The 15,712-nt window shown below is 71.9% G+C and carries 13 protein-coding genes; 12 read left to right on the top strand and 1 reads right to left on the bottom strand.

All coding sequences use genetic code 11. The annotated features are described in order from the left end of the window. The first annotated feature begins 202 nt into the window (after positions 1-202). The 3 genes from FPZ41_RS24755 to FPZ41_RS49945 all read left to right on the top strand — a co-directional run bounded on the left by FPZ41_RS24755 (position 203) and on the right by FPZ41_RS49945 (position 3,156). On the top strand, positions 203-676 hold the full coding sequence (locus FPZ41_RS24755) for a DUF2690 domain-containing protein (protein WP_322620680.1): 474 nt from the start codon (positions 203-205) through the stop codon (positions 674-676). Between the two features lie 783 nt (positions 677-1,459). After that, positions 1,460-2,449 (top strand): malate dehydrogenase, encoded by a 990-nt coding sequence (locus FPZ41_RS24760; RefSeq protein ID WP_131565493.1) that lies wholly within the window; start codon positions 1,460-1,462, stop codon positions 2,447-2,449. 200 nt (positions 2,450-2,649) lie between these two features. After that, a complete protein-coding gene (locus FPZ41_RS49945; protein WP_322620681.1) occupies positions 2,650-3,156 on the top strand; it encodes a hypothetical protein in 507 nt (168 codons plus the stop codon). Here the strand turns inward: FPZ41_RS49945 and FPZ41_RS24770 are convergent. Continuing rightward, positions 3,153-4,088, bottom strand: a complete 936-nt coding sequence (locus FPZ41_RS24770; protein ID WP_152865938.1) for a helix-turn-helix domain-containing GNAT family N-acetyltransferase — start codon at positions 4,086-4,088, stop codon at positions 3,153-3,155. The genes FPZ41_RS49945 and FPZ41_RS24770 overlap by 4 nt on opposite strands. A 60-nt stretch (positions 4,089-4,148) precedes the next feature. Here FPZ41_RS24770 and FPZ41_RS24775 point away from each other — a divergent pair, with 60 nt between their 5' ends. The 9 genes from FPZ41_RS24775 (at position 4,149) to FPZ41_RS24815 (ending at position 15,690) form a co-directional block, all read left to right on the top strand. Continuing rightward, positions 4,149-4,736 (top strand): NUDIX hydrolase, encoded by a 588-nt coding sequence (locus FPZ41_RS24775; RefSeq protein WP_152865921.1) that lies wholly within the window; start codon positions 4,149-4,151, stop codon positions 4,734-4,736. A 106-nt stretch (positions 4,737-4,842) separates the two neighbouring features. Beyond that, a complete protein-coding gene (locus FPZ41_RS24780) occupies positions 4,843-6,738 on the top strand; it encodes a hypothetical protein (protein WP_407698812.1) in 1,896 nt (631 codons plus the stop codon). Then, a complete protein-coding gene (locus FPZ41_RS24785; protein WP_152865922.1) occupies positions 6,725-7,090 on the top strand; it encodes a hypothetical protein in 366 nt (121 codons plus the stop codon). The genes FPZ41_RS24780 and FPZ41_RS24785 overlap by 14 nt, the downstream gene beginning before the upstream one ends. 10 nt (positions 7,091-7,100) lie before the next feature. Continuing rightward, complete coding sequence (locus tag FPZ41_RS24790; RefSeq protein ID WP_152865923.1) at positions 7,101-8,033, top strand: hypothetical protein; 933 nt, start codon at positions 7,101-7,103, stop codon at positions 8,031-8,033. 227 nt (positions 8,034-8,260) lie between these two features. Continuing rightward, entirely contained in the window at positions 8,261-9,772 is a 1,512-nt protein-coding gene (locus tag FPZ41_RS24795) for an aldehyde dehydrogenase family protein (protein WP_152865924.1), read from the top strand. A gap of 159 nt (positions 9,773-9,931) precedes the next feature. Beyond that, the gene (locus FPZ41_RS24800) at positions 9,932-11,566 is read left to right on the top strand and encodes a GMC family oxidoreductase (RefSeq protein ID WP_228022955.1); all 1,635 of its coding nucleotides are present in this window, start codon (positions 9,932-9,934) and stop codon (positions 11,564-11,566) included. After that, complete coding sequence (locus FPZ41_RS24805) at positions 11,566-12,735, top strand: quaternary amine ABC transporter ATP-binding protein (RefSeq protein ID WP_152865925.1); 1,170 nt, start codon at positions 11,566-11,568, stop codon at positions 12,733-12,735. The genes FPZ41_RS24800 and FPZ41_RS24805 overlap by 1 nt, the downstream gene beginning before the upstream one ends. Beyond that, positions 12,735-14,696, top strand: coding sequence for an ABC transporter permease (locus tag FPZ41_RS24810; protein WP_152865926.1), 1,962 nt, complete (start codon positions 12,735-12,737; stop codon positions 14,694-14,696). Before FPZ41_RS24805 ends, FPZ41_RS24810 begins: the two co-directional genes overlap by 1 nt. Before the next feature lies 1 nt (position 14,697). Continuing rightward, positions 14,698-15,690: an ABC transporter substrate-binding protein gene (locus FPZ41_RS24815; protein ID WP_152865927.1), complete on the top strand. Its 993-nt coding sequence runs from the start codon at positions 14,698-14,700 to the stop codon at positions 15,688-15,690. Positions 15,691-15,712 lie beyond the last annotated feature (22 nt).

Consider the following 15,712-nt stretch of genomic DNA (forward strand, 5'->3'; position numbering starts at 1 on the left):
GAGCGGGGCTTCCCGGGGGGGCGGTTGGGGAGTTGCCGCCTCGCCGTCGGATCCGTCCGGGCGGTCGCGTGGTGCTGGCACGTCCGGCACGTCCGGCACGTCCGGTGCGCCCGGTGGGTTCGGTCCGGCTGGGACTCCGCAGGATGCCCGGCCGGGTGGGAGCGGTTCGTCCGGTGGGGGAGGGGGGAAACGGCGGCTGACCATGTTTCTCGCCGGTGTCGTCGGTGCGGCTGTCGTGGTCGCGGCGGCCTTCTTCCTCACGAGCGGCGGCGACGAGAACGCGGCCGACGACAGGCCGTCCACGCCCGCGACCTCCGCCGGCTCCGACCCCGATCTGCCGCCCGGTGTGGAGTGCAGCGGTAACAGCTGCACCGGCAAGGACGCCGAGGTCATGGGGTGCAGCGGCGAGCTTGTGCAGACCACCGACAGCGTCACCGTGGGCACGACCCAGGTCGAGGTCCGCTACAGCGAGACCTGTGGCGCGGCCTGGGCGCGTATCACTGCCGCCGCGCAGGGGGACGAGGTGCGGGTGAGCGTGGGCAAAACGAAGCAGGCCGCCACCGTCGAGACGGTCGGTGACACCACCGCGTACACCCCGATGGTCGCCGTGAAGGACGCGGGTGACGCGACGGCGTGCGTGACGCTTGCGGCGGGTGAGGAGGGCTGTACGCAGTAGGGGGACGGGTTTTGTCGCCCCCGCCGCCCCTACCCATTCCCATCCCTTCCCTGGGTGCTGCCGCCCCCAGACCCCCGCTTGTCGGCCTGAACGGCCTCGTCCTCAATCGCCGGACGGGCTGGGGGTGCCTGGCCTCGGTTGAAAGGCCCCGGCCGGAAGATCCCGGCCCCGGCAGCACAATCCAGCCCCGGCAGCACATTCCAGCCCTGGCCGCACTTTCCAGCCCCTCCGGCGTTTGAGGAGCGGGGGTCCGGGGGCCGGCCCCCGAAACGGGGTCCGGGGCGGAGCCCCGAAAGACGGGACCGGGGCCGTGCCCCGGAGCCCGGGGGTCCAGGGGGCCGCGCCCCCTTGGCGGGGTCGAAGGGGCGGAGCCCCTGGGGATGGGACGGGTAGGGGCGGCGGGGGCGCAGACGCCACGTGGAGCGGCTCGCCCAGCCGTGACAGCCACGCCACCCAAAGTAGTCGCCGGGCAAGGGGAATGCCCGCGCCCGGCCGGGGCATGCGGACAGTACCCCCACGGGAGTCCGGCCGCCCGGGAGACCGATACCCACTCCCGGCCCGGCGCCCCCACACGGCGGCCGCTTCGTCCCCCTCTCCCGGACGGCGGCCGCCTCTTCGTGGCCCCCTGCCGCTGTGGGACGGGCCACACACACCGGACCGTACGAGATCCTGGATGCGCGATAGCCTGACCGCTGATCTCTCTTGACGCCAAGAGATCGATCATTTGTAAGTCCCACCCGGGGCAGGGACCGCCCCACCGCCAGCTGTCATACGGAGAACGCCATGACCCGCACTCCCGTGAACGTCACCGTCACCGGCGCGGCCGGCCAGATCGGTTACGCCCTGCTCTTCCGCATCGCCTCCGGCCAGCTGCTCGGCGCGGACGTGCCGGTCAAGCTGCGCCTGCTGGAGATCACCCCGGCGCTCAAGGCCGCGGAGGGCACCGCCATGGAGCTCGACGACTGCGCCTTCCCGCTCCTTCAGGGCATCGACATCACGGACGACCCGAACGTCGCCTTCGACGGCGCGAACGTGGCCCTGCTCGTCGGCGCCCGCCCCCGCACCAAGGGCATGGAGCGCGGTGACCTCCTGGAGGCCAACGGCGGCATCTTCAAGCCGCAGGGCAAGGCCATCAACGACCACGCCGCGGACGACATCAAGGTCCTCGTCGTCGGCAACCCGGCCAACACCAACGCCCTCATCGCCCAGGCCGCCGCTCCGGACGTACCGGCCGAGCGCTTCACCGCGATGACCCGCCTCGACCACAACCGTGCGCTGACCCAGCTGTCGAAGAAGACCGGTGTCCCGGTCTCCGAGATCAAGAAGCTGACGATCTGGGGCAACCACTCCGCCACCCAGTACCCGGACATCTTCCACGCCACGGTCGCCGGCAAGAACGCCGCCGAGGTCGTGAACGACGAGAAGTGGCTCGCCGAGGACTTCATCCCCACCGTCGCCAAGCGCGGCGCCGCCATCATCGAGGCCCGCGGCGCCTCCTCGGCCGCCTCCGCCGCCAACGCCGCGATCGACCACATCCACACGTGGGTCAACGGCACCGCCGAGGGCGACTGGGCCTCCATGGGCATCCCGTCGGACGGTTCGTACGGTGTGGCCGAGGGCCTCATCTCCTCCTTCCCGGTCACCGTGAAGGACGGTAAGTACGAGATCGTCCAGGGCCTGGAGATCAACGACTTCTCCCGCGCCCGCATCGACGCCTCCGTCCAGGAGCTCGCGGAGGAGCGCGAGGCGGTCCGCGCGCTCGGCCTCATCTGAGAATCGGCCTCATCTGAGAGTCGGAGGGATCAGAGGGATCCGAACACCACCCCGTACAGGCTCCGTCCCGGTCCGCCCGGGACGGGGCCTGTACGGTGTGTGGGCCCGCCTGGCCGCTCGCCGCGCGATCGTCGGCTCCGGGCTCAAATGGTCCTCAAGTAGCTTGAGCCGCAAGGGAGTCCGCCCACAGGATGACCGGCATGTTCGGTTCACTCGGAATCAGGAAAGACCAGCTGAACGTCCTCGTGCTGCGCGACGCCGACGTCATCGCCGCGTCCGTGCGCCAGGCCCTCGCCGAGGCGGGCGAGGAGGAACGCCCGGGTCTCGAGCGGGCCGCCGCCCTGATCGGGCAGGCCGCGGCCGCGCACGACGACGACCTGCGCGCCCGCTGGGTGCGCGAGCGGCTGGCGGCGGCGGGGTACGAGGGCGCCCCCGACTCCGTCGCGGGCATCAAGGCGCTGCGGCAGGCGGAACCGGGCCTGAGCCTGCTGACGGCGACACAACTGGCGAAAACCGCGGCGGCCTCCGGCCAGGCCCAGGACCAGGCCCAGGCCCAGGACCAGGCCCAGGACCAGGCCCAGGCCCAGGCCCAGGCCCAGGACCAGGACCAGGCCCAGGCCCAGGCCCAGGACCAGGACCAGGACCAGGGCCAGGACCGGGGCCAGGACCGGGGCCAGGACCGGGGCCAGGACCGGGGCCAGGACTAAGGGCCCCAGGGTCGTTCCGTGCCGAGCCGCTTCTCGAAGAAGTACGCCCCGTAGACGTCGTCGTTGTAGCGGGGGATCTCCCTGTACCCGCATGCCCGGTACAGGGACTGGGCCTCGGTCAGTGAGGCATGCGTGTCGAGGCGTACGACGTCGTACCCCCGCTCCTCGGCCTGCCGCTCCAGTTCCCCGAGCAGCCGTCGGGCGAGCCCGAGCCGACGGGCGTCCGGGTGCACCCACACATGTCGGATCTCCCCGATCCGGCCGCCCTGGTCGAACCCCGTCAGCGCCCCGCAGGCCACGGGCCGCTTCTCCTCGTACGCGACCAGGAGCGCACCCGACTCCCCGGACACCTCGCAGGGCTGGACGAGGGTGGCCGGGTCGTAGCCCTCGGGGAACCGTTCGTCGATGTCGGCGGCGTAGGCGTCGAGGCAGGCCTGGGCGTCGGGATGTCCTCCGTCGACGACCTCGACACGGATGGCGGCGAGCCGCAGCAGCCGCTGTGCGCTCCCGAGGGCGCCCGTCAACTGCTCCCGCTGGTCGGGGGTGAGCCCCTTGAGCAACCCTTCGGCCAGCGCGTCGGCCCGCAGGTTCTGCTCCGTCACCTCGACCCGCCCGGCCGGTGTGAGCTCGGCGATGCGCAGCCGGCTGTCACCGGGATGCACGCTGACCCGTACGAGACCCTCCGCGTCCAGCGCCTTCACCATCCGGCTCAGATAGCCGGCGTCCAGCCCGAGCCGCACCCGCAGGTCCCGCAGCGAGGCTCCGTCCTCCCCGATCTCGAAGAGCAACCGTGCCTCGCCGAGGGGGCGGTCCTGGCCGAGGTAGTGGTCGTCGAGCGCGCCGATCCGGCGTGTGAAGTAGCGGTTGAAGTGCCGCAGACTCGCGATGTCCTCCGCGGCCACGGTCGATGTGTTCACCGGCACGGGATGCATGGCCCTCATTTCTTTGACCCTAGTCAAAGAAATGAGGCATGTCGATGGTACGTTGCCGCCATGGCCCTTCCTCGGCGCGAACTCCGCGAACTCCGCGAACTCCGCGAACTCCGCGAACTCCGCGAACTCCGCGAACTACGCGAACTCATCGAGCGGGTGGACGAACAGGACCGCGTGGTGGGGGTCGTCGACCGGGCCGAGGCGATCTCACGCCACTGGCTGCACCGCATAGCGACCACCGTCTGTCGCGACCCCGAAGGCCGCATCCTCGTCCACCGCCGCGCGAACGACATGTCCCGCTTTCCGGGCCAGTACCACTGGCTGGCAGGCGGGGCCGTCGACATTGGCGAGACCTACGAACAGGCGGCGGCCCGCGAACTGGGAGAGGAGCTGGGGGTCGTGTCCGCCGCACCCCGCTTCCTGTTCAAGTACCTCTGCCGCGGGGAGATCAGCCCCTACTGGCTCGGCGTCCACGAGACCGTCCTGACGGACCCGGTCACCCCTGACCCGGCGGAGATCTCCTGGTACGCCTGGCTCACCGAGGACGAACTCCAGGAGGCGGTCCGGCGCCGGCCGTTCGTGAGCGACGGCAGGGACGTGCTCCGCCGGTACCTGGACCAGCGCCCTTATGGCACGTCTGTGCGGTGACCGTCGGCCGTGCGAAACAGTTACCGCTGTTCCTGCGCCCCCTCTATGCTGATGGTTTCTCACTTGGCCTGTAGCGCAAGCCAGTTCACACATCGGGGGAGATGGTGTGAGTACCGCCAGCGTGCCATCACAGCCACAGCCACAGCCAGCAACAACGACAACACCCGCCGCATCGGCCACACCCGCGGCGCCACCGACTCCGTCGGCCCCGCCGCCCATCCCACCGCACGCCAGCGAGGCCAGCCGTCTCCTGTGTGCCGGGGCCTACCTCGACTCCGCCTACCGGGACCGGGTCATCGAGGAGCTGGACCTCAACGAGCAGCGGATCGTGGCGCCCTCTCTGGGGTTCGACGCGGCCCGCGTCCTCGCGCACGCCCTGCGGGCCCGCCGCCTGGAACTGGCCTGGGCCGGGGCGATCGTGGGCCTGTGGGTGGTGGGCCTGCTGGTGACCGACTTCCTGCTGGCGGGCTACCTCCTGCCCAGCGTCCTGCTGGCGATGGGTACCGCGATCCGGGGCGACGACGACCGCCCGCCGTTCCCGCGGCGACTGGCCGCGTTCGTCTTCCGCTGGCTGGGCCGGATCGTGTTCGGCCTGTTCCTGGTCGCCACGGTCGTCTTCGCGTTCTCCGGCTCCGACGGCGGCTCGTCGTCCGATCCCTCCTGCGACTCGTACGACTCGGGCGGCTACTGCCAGTCGTACTCCTACGACGACGGCCCGGGCTTCTGGGACTTCCTCAAGGGGCTCCTGCCCGCCCTGTCGGAACTGGTCGGCGGCGACGCCTCGGTCCAGGCGCTCCAGGCCTGGCTCGCGCTCGTGCTCTTCGTGGGCGTCGCCCTGTGCACGGGCGCCCAGCGCAGCCAGTTCGCCCGGGCCCTGGGCGGCGAGCTGTCCCCGGAGCGGTTCCCGGACGCCGCCTCCGACCCCGCGGAGAGCGAGGACAACCGGCGGTTCCAGCGGCTGAAGCAGCGCATCCGGCTGGAGCAGCGTGCGCCGCTGATCATGTACCACGAGGTCCGTCCGTTCTGCGGGGCCGGTGCGGCCTACGACACCTGGGTGCTCGCCGTCGAGCTGCGGCCCGACGGCATGGAGAAGGTCCGGCCGATGAGCAACCGGACGATCCTGGACGTCGTCCGACCGCTGGTCGAAGGGCTGCGGCTGCCCTCGGAGTACGCCGGACACGCCGTGCGCGACCGGCTGCGCTGGCTGGAGATCGACGAGTGCGTGTTCCTGCCCGCCGAGGGCCTCGGCAGCCGTGAGGACGCCCCGTACAGCCAGGAGGCGTTCGAGGACCACCGGGCCCGCGCGGTGGAGGAGGGCGCCGAGAAGCGGCGGCACTTCCTGCGTGTCCGCGTGGGCGGCTGGGAGGAGGAGCTGGTCGTCACCGTCTACGTCCGGATCCACACCCAGGGCCGCATGCTGATGCTGGAGATCGCCCCGCACGTACTGCAGCCGATCCGCGCGGACTTCAAGGACGCCGACCGCACGGCCCACCGGTTCCGCAGCAACAACAACTTGGGCAAGGCCACCTGGGCCGTCGGCCAGGTGCCCCGCTCCGCGATCGGCTCTCTGGTCACCCTGTGCCAGGGGGCGGCCTACGGCTGGCAGTTGCTCACCGGCGGCTACGGGAACGCGCTGCCCGACGGCCCTGCGATGTCCGTGCGCGAGCTGGGCTCGGCACGGGCCGGGTCGCTGTTCCAGCAGATGGACGTCGACCGCTACCTCAGGAGCGTGCAGGACCGCATCGCGAACGGGGTGCGTACGGCGCTGGCCGACCACGGCTACCAGACCGGCGAGTTCGTGCAGAAGGTGGTCAACATCAGCGGCGGCGGGGTGCACATCGACTCCGTCGACAACAGCACGTTCGCCGTCGGCTCCCACGCCCGCGTCTCCTCCGGCTCCGGTGCCTCCTCCGCCTCCGGTGCGTCCTCCGACTCCTCCACCACGAGCGGCGGCTCCGCGCCGCGGAAGCAGAAGGGAACCGACAGCGATGGCCACGGATGAGCCGAACGTCCGCATCGGCGACGTCTCGCACAGCACCTTCGCCATCGGCAGCCACGCGCACGCCGAGAGCCACCACGGCACGGGCGGCCCGCCCGACGCCGCCGCGGAGGAACTGCTGAAGGCGGTGCGCGAGCTGCGCGCCGACCTGACCCGGGTGCGGGCGGACGAGCGGACCCGCGAACTGGACGCCGAACTGGCCGACACCGACGACGAGATCAGCCGTACCGGCACGGTCGGCGAGAGCAGACTGCAGCGGCTGCGCCGGCTGCTCGCGGACTCCGAGGCCCTGGTGAGCCTGCTCGCCTCGGCCGGAGCCGTGGCCGGTGCCGTGGCAGGACTGCTCGGGATGTGAGGGGGACGCGATGAACGGGGGACAGCGGTACTGGAACGAGGAGACCCAGCGCTGGGAGGACGGCACCCGGGAGACGGCCCAGGCCACTCCGCCACCGCCGGGCCTGCCGGACCACGAACCGACGGTGGTCGAACCGCACGGCGATGACGGCGGGGTCCTCCCCCCGGCGGCATCGGAGCCGCCGGGGCCCCCGTCGCCTCCCGCGGACCAGCCGTCGGCGCCGACGGCCGACCGGTTCGACCGGCGGCGCGTGTGGGCGGCGGTGGTGGCCGGAGCCGCCGTGGTCGGGGTCACCGTGGGCCTGGTGCTGACGCAGACGAGCAGTGACGGCGACGACGGCGGGCGGGACCAGAAGGCCGCCGGATCAGTGACCCCCACGGACCCGGCGAGCACGTACACGTCGGAGTCGCCCACCGGGGAAGTGCCGCAGGAGACGTCTTCGCCGACCCTGACCGCCGCCCAGCTCCCCACGGGCTACGAGTCGTTCGACGACCCCGAGGGGTTCCGGACGGCCGTGCCCGAAGGCTGGGAGCGCGACAGCGTGCCGTCCCAGTACGGCATGGACGTCGTCAACTTCCGCAGCCCGGACGGCGAACAACGCATCCAGGTGTTCCAGGTGGCCGAGACGACCCCGCAGGAGTCGTTCGACCTGTTCCTGTCGCCGGACACCCCGAAGTCCGACAGTTTCCGGGAACTCGGACGGCAGGACCTGAGCGACGGCGACTTCGTGGGGGAGCGGCTGGAGTACCTGGTCGACTCGATCCGGGGCGAGCCCGACGGCGGCACCTGGCATGTCGTCGACACGCGCTTCGCGGCAGCGGACGGCACGCTCTACGCGGTGGCCGTGTACGGCCGTGACGCCGACGGCCGGAGCGACGAGATCGCCATGTCCGACACGGCGGTGGGCTGGTTCTGCCCGCCGGGCGCCACCTGCGCGGGCTGATCCGACGGCTCACGGCTGACCACGCACGGTTTCCCGTGCTCCGCACCTTTCCCCGTGCTCCGCACCCTCCCGGTTCGCGCCCTTTTGCCCGCATGGTCAGTGACGCTACGCACTTCCAGCCGCCGATCATGCATGCATTCCGGGGGTGCGGGCAGGCGCTCACGGCCCCCGGAGTCACACCGCTGTGACACAGAGGCACGGACCTGGAACGGAAGGCAACACCGAACATGGCAGGACAGCAGGCGCAGCGCAGCATCCACGTAGGCGGCGAGTGGCTGGACGCCGTCTCCGGTGCCACGCGCGAGATCCTCGACCCGGCGGACGCCAAGCCGTTCGCCGTCGTCGCGGAGGGTGACGAGCGGGACGCGGACGCCGCCGTCGCCGCCGCGCGGCACGCGTTCGACGAGGGCACGTGGGCCCGTACACCCGTGGCCGAGCGGGCCGCCCTCCTCCGCCGCGTCGCCGATTTCCTGGTACGCGACCGTGAAGCCCTCGGGCGGCTGGAGAGCCGTGACGCAGGCAAGACCCTGGAGGAGGGGCGCGTCGACATCGACTGTGTCGCGGACGCGTTCCGGTACTTCGCCGACCTCGTCGTGGGCGAGGGCGGCGGCCGTGTCGTCGACGCGGGCTCCGAGGACATCCACAGCGTCGTCGTGCACGAGCCCGTCGGTGTCTGTGCGCTGATCACGCCCTGGAACTATCCGCTCCTCCAGGCCAGCTGGAAGATCGCGCCCGCGCTGGCCGCCGGGAACACCTTCGTCGTCAAGCCGAGCGAGATCACGCCGCTGACCACCGTCGCCCTCGTCGAACTGCTCGTCGAGGCCGGGCTGCCGGACGGTGTCGCGGGCATCGTGACCGGGCCGGGGCACTCGGTCGGGGCGCGGCTCGCCGAGCACGAGGACGTCGATCTCATATCGTTCACCGGCGGACTCGTCAGCGGCACGAAGGTCGCGCAGGCCGCCGCCGTCGGCGTGAAGAAGGTCGCCCTGGAGCTGGGCGGTAAGAACCCGAACGTCGTCTTCGCGGACGCCTGCGAGACGGAGCAGGGCTTCGACACCGCCGTCGACCAGGCCCTCAACGCCGCCTTCATCCACAGCGGCCAGGTCTGCTCGGCCGGCGCACGGCTGATCATCGAGGAGTCCGTGCGCGAGCGGTTCGTCGCCGAGCTGGCCCGCAGGGCGAGCCGTATCCGGCTCGGGCGCGGCACCGAGGACGGCGTCGAGTGCGGCCCGCTCGTGTCCGAGCAGCAGCGGGAGAGGACCGAGGCGTACGTCGCGTCCGCGCTCGCCGAGGGCGCGGTGCTGCGCACGGGCGGCAAGCGGCCCGAGCCGTCGGCGCAGCGGCCCGCCACCGGGTACTTCTACGAGCCGACCGTCCTCGACCGCTGCCACCGCGAGATGCGGGTCGTGCGCGAGGAGGTCTTCGGGCCGGTCCTGACGGTGGAGACCTTCCGCACCGAGGACGAGGCCGTGGCCCTCGCGAACGACACCGAGTACGGGCTCGCGGGCGCCGTCTGGACCGCCGACGCGGGGCGGGCGCGGCGCGTCGCCGGGCGGCTGCGGCACGGCACCGTCTGGATCAACGACTTCCACCCCTACCTCCCGCAGGCCGAGTGGGGCGGCTTCGGCAAGAGCGGAGTGGGGCGCGAACTGGGGCCCAGCGGCCTCGCCGAGTACCGCGAGACCAAGCACGTCTACCAGAACCTGGCGCCGAAGCCGGTGCGGTGGTTCGCGGGCTGAGGCCCCGCCGCAGTCCCCGCAGCCCTCCCCGAGACCGACCAGACCGACCGGACCGATCAGACCGGCCTCTCCGACTTCTTCGGCCTCTCCGACTTCTTCGGCCTCCACGGCCTCCACGGCCTCTCCGGTCCGATCACCTCCCCCACCTGGAGCGTCCCCATGCACCGAGACACGCAGCAGCACACGGACGGCCACGTCACGAATGACCACGTCACGGACGACCACCTCACGTACGACTACGTCGTCATCGGCGGCGGCACCGCGGGCTCCGTCATCGCCTCCCGCCTCACCGAGAACCCCGAGGTGACCGTCGCCGTCATCGAGGGCGGGCCCAGCGACGTCGGCCGCGACGACGTGCTCACCCTGCGCCGCTGGATGGGCCTCCTCGGCGGCGAGCTCGACTACGACTACCCGACGACCGAGCAGCCCCGCGGCAACTCCCACATCCGGCACAGCCGCGCCCGCGTCCTCGGCGGCTGTTCCAGCCACAACACGCTGATCGCGTTCAAGCCGCTGCCCTCCGACTGGGACGAGTGGGAGGCGGCGGGCGCCAAGGGCTGGGGCTCGGTGCCGATGGAGGCGTACTACGCGCGGCTGAAGAACAACATCGTCCCCGTCGGCGAGAAGGACCGGAACGCCATCGCCCGCGACTTCGTGGACGCCGCGCAGACCGCACTGGGCGTGCCCCGCGTCGAGGGCTTCAACAAGAAGCCCTTCAACGACGGCGTCGGCTTCTTCGACCTCGCCTACCACCCCGAGAACAACAAGCGCTCCAGCGCGTCGGTCGCGTATCTGCACCCGGTCATGGACGAGCGGCCGAACCTCCGTATCTTCCTGGAGACCTGGGCGCACCGGCTGGAGCTGGACGGTACGCGCGCCGAGGGCGTGCACGTCCGCACCAAGGAGGGCGAGGAACTCCTCGTACGGGCCCGCCGCGAGGTGCTGCTGTGCGCCGGTGCCGTCGACTCGCCCCGGCTGCTGCTCCACTCCGGCATCGGACCCCGCGCGGACCTGGAGGCGCTCGGCATCCCCGTCACCCACGACCTGCCCGGCGTCGGCGAGAACCTGCTCGACCACCCGGAGTCGGTGATCGTGTGGGAGACGGACGGGCCGATCCCGGAGAACTCCGCCATGGACAGCGACGCCGGCCTGTTCGTGCGCCGCGACCCCGAACACCAGGGCCCCGACCTGATGTTCCACTTCTACCAGATCCCGTTCACGGACAACCCGGAGCGCCTCGGGTACGAACGGCCCGCGCACGGCGTCTCGATGACCCCCAACATCCCCAAGCCGAAGAGCCGCGGCCGGCTGTACCTGACCAGCGCCGACCCGGCCGTCAAACCCGCCCTCGACTTCCGGTACTTCACCGATGAGGACGACTACGACGGGCGCACCCTCGTCGACGGCATCCGCATCGCCCGCGAGATCGCGAAGACCGAGCCGCTGGCCGGATGGCTCCGGCGCGAGGTGTGCCCGGGGCCCGACGTCACCGGTGACGAGGAGCTCGGCGAGTACGCCCGGAAGGTCGCGCACACCGTGTACCACCCGGCCGGTACGTGCCGTATGGGCGACCCCGACGATCCGCTCGCCGTCGTCGACCCGGAGCTCAGGGTCCGCGGACTCGACGGCCTCCGCATAGCGGACGCGTCCGTCTTCCCGACGATGACCGGCGTGAACCCGATGATCGGGGTGCTGATGGTCGGGGAAAGGTGCGCGGACCTCGTCGGTGCCACCGCCACTGCCGCTTCCACCGCTACTGCCACTTCTAGTGCCACGGCCGGGGGTGAGGCGTGATGAACGCGGTCACCGCCACGGACACCGCAACCGGCAAGGCCACGAGCGCCGCCGCCGGCACCCCCGTCTTCTCGGTCGAAGGCCTGTGGAAGGTCTTCGGGCCGAAGGCCGACCGCGTGCCCGCCGACCCCGAGCTCACCGCGCTCGCGCCCGCCGAGCTGCGCTCCCGTACCGGTTGCACGGCCGCCGTCCGGGACGTGAGCTTCGATGTGCGCAAGGGCGAGGTCTTCGTCGTCATGGGGCTGTCGGGCTCCGGCAAGTCCACGCTGGTGCGCTGCCTCACCCGGCTGATCGAGCCGACGTCCGGCCGGATCGCCATCGACGGCGAGGACGTCCTCGGCATGGACAAGGCACGGCTGCGGGAACTGCGGCGCCACCGCGCGTCGATGGTCTTCCAGCACTTCGGCCTGCTGCCGCACCGCTCCGTCCTCGACAACGTGGCGTACGGCCTGGAGATCCAGGGCGTCGGCAGGTCCGAGCGCCGCTCCCGGGCCCGCGAGGTCGTCGCCAAGGTCGGCCTGGAGGGCATGGAACGGCGCAGGCCCGGCCAGCTCTCCGGCGGCCAGCAGCAGCGCGTCGGACTCGCCCGGGCGCTCGCCGTCGACCCCGAGGTGCTGCTGTTCGACGAGCCGTTCAGCGCGCTCGACCCACTGATCCGGCGGGACATGCAGGAGGAGGTCGTACGGCTGCACCGCGAGGAGGGCCGCACGATGGTCTTCATCACCCACGACCTGAACGAGGCGCTCAAGCTGGGCGACCGCATCGCCCTCATGCGCGACGGCCGGGTCGTGCAGCTGGGCACTCCCGAGGAGATCGTCGGCTCACCCGCCGACGATTACGTACGGGAGTTCGTGCGCGAGGTGCCCCGCGAGCAGGTCATGACCGTACGCACCGCGATGCGGGCGCCCGCGACCGCCGAGGAGGCCGGGCGGGGACCGGCTGTCGCGCCCGATGTGACGGTCTCGGAGGCCATCGAGGCGGTGGCCCGCACCGGCACCCCCGCGCGGGTCGTGGACGACGGCCGCTGCCTCGGCGTGGTCGACTCCGACGCGCTCCTCGGCGTGGTCGCGGGCACGCACCCGGGTGTCGCCCCGAAGCCGGTGGCTGCCCTTCCCGCGCAGGCCCCCGGCAAGGAGGCCGACGCCGAAGCCGGCGGGGAGGCGGTGTGATGGCCGCCGTCACCGCACCCACCGTCCGCGCCGGCCTGCCCGGCCTCCTCAGGCGCCGCGCCCTCGCCAAACTCGCCCTGCTGGCCCTGGCGGCGGCCGTCATCGTGCCCGTCGTCACCGCCCGCTGGGCAAGCGGCAGCTGGCCGGACGCGCTGACCGTGGACCTGTCCGAGCCGCTCGGCAGGGCCAGCGACTGGATCATCGACAACCGGGACAGCCACCCGCTGTTCCTGTACTTCCTCGGGCACGTCAGCAACGCGGTCGTGCTCTGTGTGCGCGCCGTCTACCTGGTGCTGCTCGCGGCCGGCTGGGCGGGCGTCACCGCGGCGGCCGCACTGGTCGCCTGGCGCGTGGCCGGTGTGAGGCTCGCGCTCGGTACGGCCCTCGCGTTCCTCGCCTGCGGGCTGCTCGGCATGTGGGTGCCCACCATGCAGACGCTGGCGCTCATGGCGGTCGCCGTCCTCGCGTCCGTCGTCCTCGGCGCGCTGCTGGGCCTCGCCGCCGGGCTGTCGGACCGCACGTACCGTGCGCTGCGGCCCGTACTGGACACCATGCAGGTGCTCCCGGCGTTCGCGTACCTGCTGCCCGTCGTGCTGGTCTTCGGCATCGGTGTCCCCGCGGCCGTGCTAGCCACCGTCGTCTACGCGGCGCCGCCCATGGCCCGGCTCACCGCGCTCGGGCTGCGCGGCGCCGACCCGGGCGTCCTGGAGGCCGTCGCCTCGCTCGGCGCGACCGCGCGGCAGCGTCTGGTGACGGCCCGGCTGCCGCTGGCGCGCAAGGAACTGCTCCTCGGCCTCAACCAGACGATCATGATGGCGCTGTCCATGGCCGTCATCGCGTCCGTCATCGGCGCGGGCGGCCTCGGCGACCGCGTCTACCAGGCGCTCGCGTCAGTCGACGTCGGCGCCGCGCTGGCCGCCGGCATTCCGATCGTGCTGCTCGCGGTCGTCCTCGACCGGGTCACCGGCGCGGCGGGCCGCCGGCTGGGCGGCGACGGCCCCGAGATCTCCGGCCGGCGAAGTGCCCTGCTGTGGGGCGGCTCGGCCGTCCTCGCCGTGGCCGTCGCGGTCGCCGTGCGTCTCGCCGGCCGTCCGGAGTGGCCCGAGGCGTGGACCGTGAACATCGCCGAGCCCGTGAACCGGGCCGTCGACTGGATGACCGCCCACCTCTACTCCGGCGTCCCGTACCTCGGCGGCACCGCCGACTGGGCGGGCCACTTCACCACCTGGGTGCTCGACCCGCTGCGGTCCGGCCTCCAGGGGCTGCCCTGGTGGTCCGTGCTGTTCATCGTGGCCACCCTCGCCTGGCTGATCGGCACCTGGCGCACCGCACTCACCGCCGTCCTCGCGATGGCCGCGACCGGTGTGCTCGGCGTGTGGGAGCCGTCGCTGGACACGCTGTCGCAGGTGCTGGCCGCGGTCGCCGTGACGCTCGTCCTGGGCTTCGCGACCGGAATCGCGGCCGCCCGCAGCGACCGGGTGGAGCGGCTGCTGCGCCCGGTCCTGGACGTGTTCCAGACGATGCCGCAGTTCGTGTACCTGATCCCGGTCGTGGCCCTCTTCGGCGTGGGCCGCGCCCCCGCCGTGGCCGCCGCCCTGGTCTACGCACTGCCCGCCGTCGTCCGCATCACCGCCCAGGGGCTGCGCCAGGTCGACCCGGCCGCGCTGGAGGCGGCACGCTCGCTCGGTGCGACCGGCGCCCAGCAGCTCCGCCAGGTCCAGCTCCCGCTCGCCCGCCCGGCGCTGCTGCTCGCCGTCAACCAGGGCGTCGTCCTCGTCCTCGCCGTCGTCATCATCGGCGGCCTGGTCGGCGGCGGGGCGCTCGGCTACGACGTCGTCTTCGGCCTGGCCCAGGGCGACCTGGCGACCGGGCTGGTGGCCGGCGTCGCGATCGTCTGCCTCGGCCTGGTGCTGGACCGGGTCACGCAGCCGACGGAACGCCGAGCGAAGAAGGGAGCGTGACATGCGTACGTCCGCATGCAGCCCATACAACCGATACAGCCGTACGCGTCTGACGGGCGCCCTGGCCACCGTGTGTTCCCTGCTGGTCCTCACCGGCTGCGGTGCCGCCGACATGACCAAGCAGGCCTCGCCCTTCGCGAACGCCCAGGGCGCGAAGACGGTGACCCTGTCCGTGCAGTCCTGGGTGGGCGCGCAGGCGAACGTGGCCGTCGCCCAGTACCTGCTGGAACACGAACTGGGCTACCGCGTCGACACCGTCCAGGTCGACGAGGTCCCCGCGTGGGACGCGCTCAGCCAGGGCCGCGTCGACGCGATCATGGAGGACTGGGGCCACCCCGACCAGGAGCAGCGGTACGTCGACGACAAGAAGACGATCGCCCGCGGCGGCGACCTCGGGGTCACCGGGCACATCGGCTGGTTCGTGCCGACGTACTTCGCCGAGCAGCACCCCGACGTCACGGACTGGAAGAACCTCAACAAGTACGCCGACGACCTGCGCACCGCCGAGAGCGGAGGCAAGGGCCAACTCCTGGACGGCTCCCCGTCCTACGTCACCAACGACAAGGCGCTGGTGAACAACCTGGACCTCGACTACCAGGTGGTGTTCGCCGGTTCGGAGGCCGCGCAGATCACCCAGATCCGGCAGTTCGCGAAGGAGAGGAAGCCCTTCCTGACCTACTGGTACACACCGCAGTGGCTCTTCGAGAAGGTCCCGATGACCGAGGTGAAGCTCCCGCCGTACAAGGAGGGCTGCGACGCCGACCCGGAGAAGGTGGCGTGCGCCTACCCGCACACTCCCCTCCAGAAGTACCTCAACGCCGACTTCGCCCGGAACGGCGGCGAGGCGGCGGCCCTCCTGAAGAACTTCAAGTGGACCACCGAGGACCAGAACCAGGTCTCCCTCATGATCGCCGACCAGAAGCTCACGCCTGAGGAGGCGGCGAAGAAGTGGGTGGACGGCCACGAGTCCACGTGGAGGGCGTGGCTGCCCTGAGCCCTGAGTCCGAGGGCTCAGG

The organism is Streptomyces acidicola, from assembly GCF_009377235.1.
Lineage (GTDB): Bacteria > Actinomycetota > Actinomycetes > Streptomycetales > Streptomycetaceae > Streptomyces > Streptomyces acidicola.

Bases quoted from the DNA above. Each gene is read 5' to 3' on its own strand.
- FPZ41_RS24755 (WP_322620680.1), top strand. From the start codon at position 203: ATGTTTCTCGCCGGTGTCGTCGGTGCGGCTGTCGTGGTCGCGGCGGCC.
- FPZ41_RS24760 (WP_131565493.1), top strand. From the start codon at position 1,460: ATGACCCGCACTCCCGTGAACGTCACCGTCACCGGCGCGGCCGGCCAG.
- FPZ41_RS49945 (WP_322620681.1), top strand. From the start codon at position 2,650: ATGTTCGGTTCACTCGGAATCAGGAAAGACCAGCTGAACGTCCTCGTG.
- FPZ41_RS24770 (WP_152865938.1), bottom strand. From the start codon at position 4,088: ATGCATCCCGTGCCGGTGAACACATCGACCGTGGCCGCGGAGGACATC.
- FPZ41_RS24775 (WP_152865921.1), top strand. From the start codon at position 4,149: ATGGCCCTTCCTCGGCGCGAACTCCGCGAACTCCGCGAACTCCGCGAA.
- FPZ41_RS24785 (WP_152865922.1), top strand. From the start codon at position 6,725: ATGGCCACGGATGAGCCGAACGTCCGCATCGGCGACGTCTCGCACAGC.
- FPZ41_RS24790 (WP_152865923.1), top strand. From the start codon at position 7,101: ATGAACGGGGGACAGCGGTACTGGAACGAGGAGACCCAGCGCTGGGAG.
- FPZ41_RS24795 (WP_152865924.1), top strand. From the start codon at position 8,261: ATGGCAGGACAGCAGGCGCAGCGCAGCATCCACGTAGGCGGCGAGTGG.
- FPZ41_RS24800 (WP_228022955.1), top strand. From the start codon at position 9,932: ATGCACCGAGACACGCAGCAGCACACGGACGGCCACGTCACGAATGAC.
- FPZ41_RS24805 (WP_152865925.1), top strand. From the start codon at position 11,566: ATGAACGCGGTCACCGCCACGGACACCGCAACCGGCAAGGCCACGAGC.
- FPZ41_RS24810 (WP_152865926.1), top strand. From the start codon at position 12,735: ATGGCCGCCGTCACCGCACCCACCGTCCGCGCCGGCCTGCCCGGCCTC.
- FPZ41_RS24815 (WP_152865927.1), top strand. From the start codon at position 14,698: ATGCGTACGTCCGCATGCAGCCCATACAACCGATACAGCCGTACGCGT.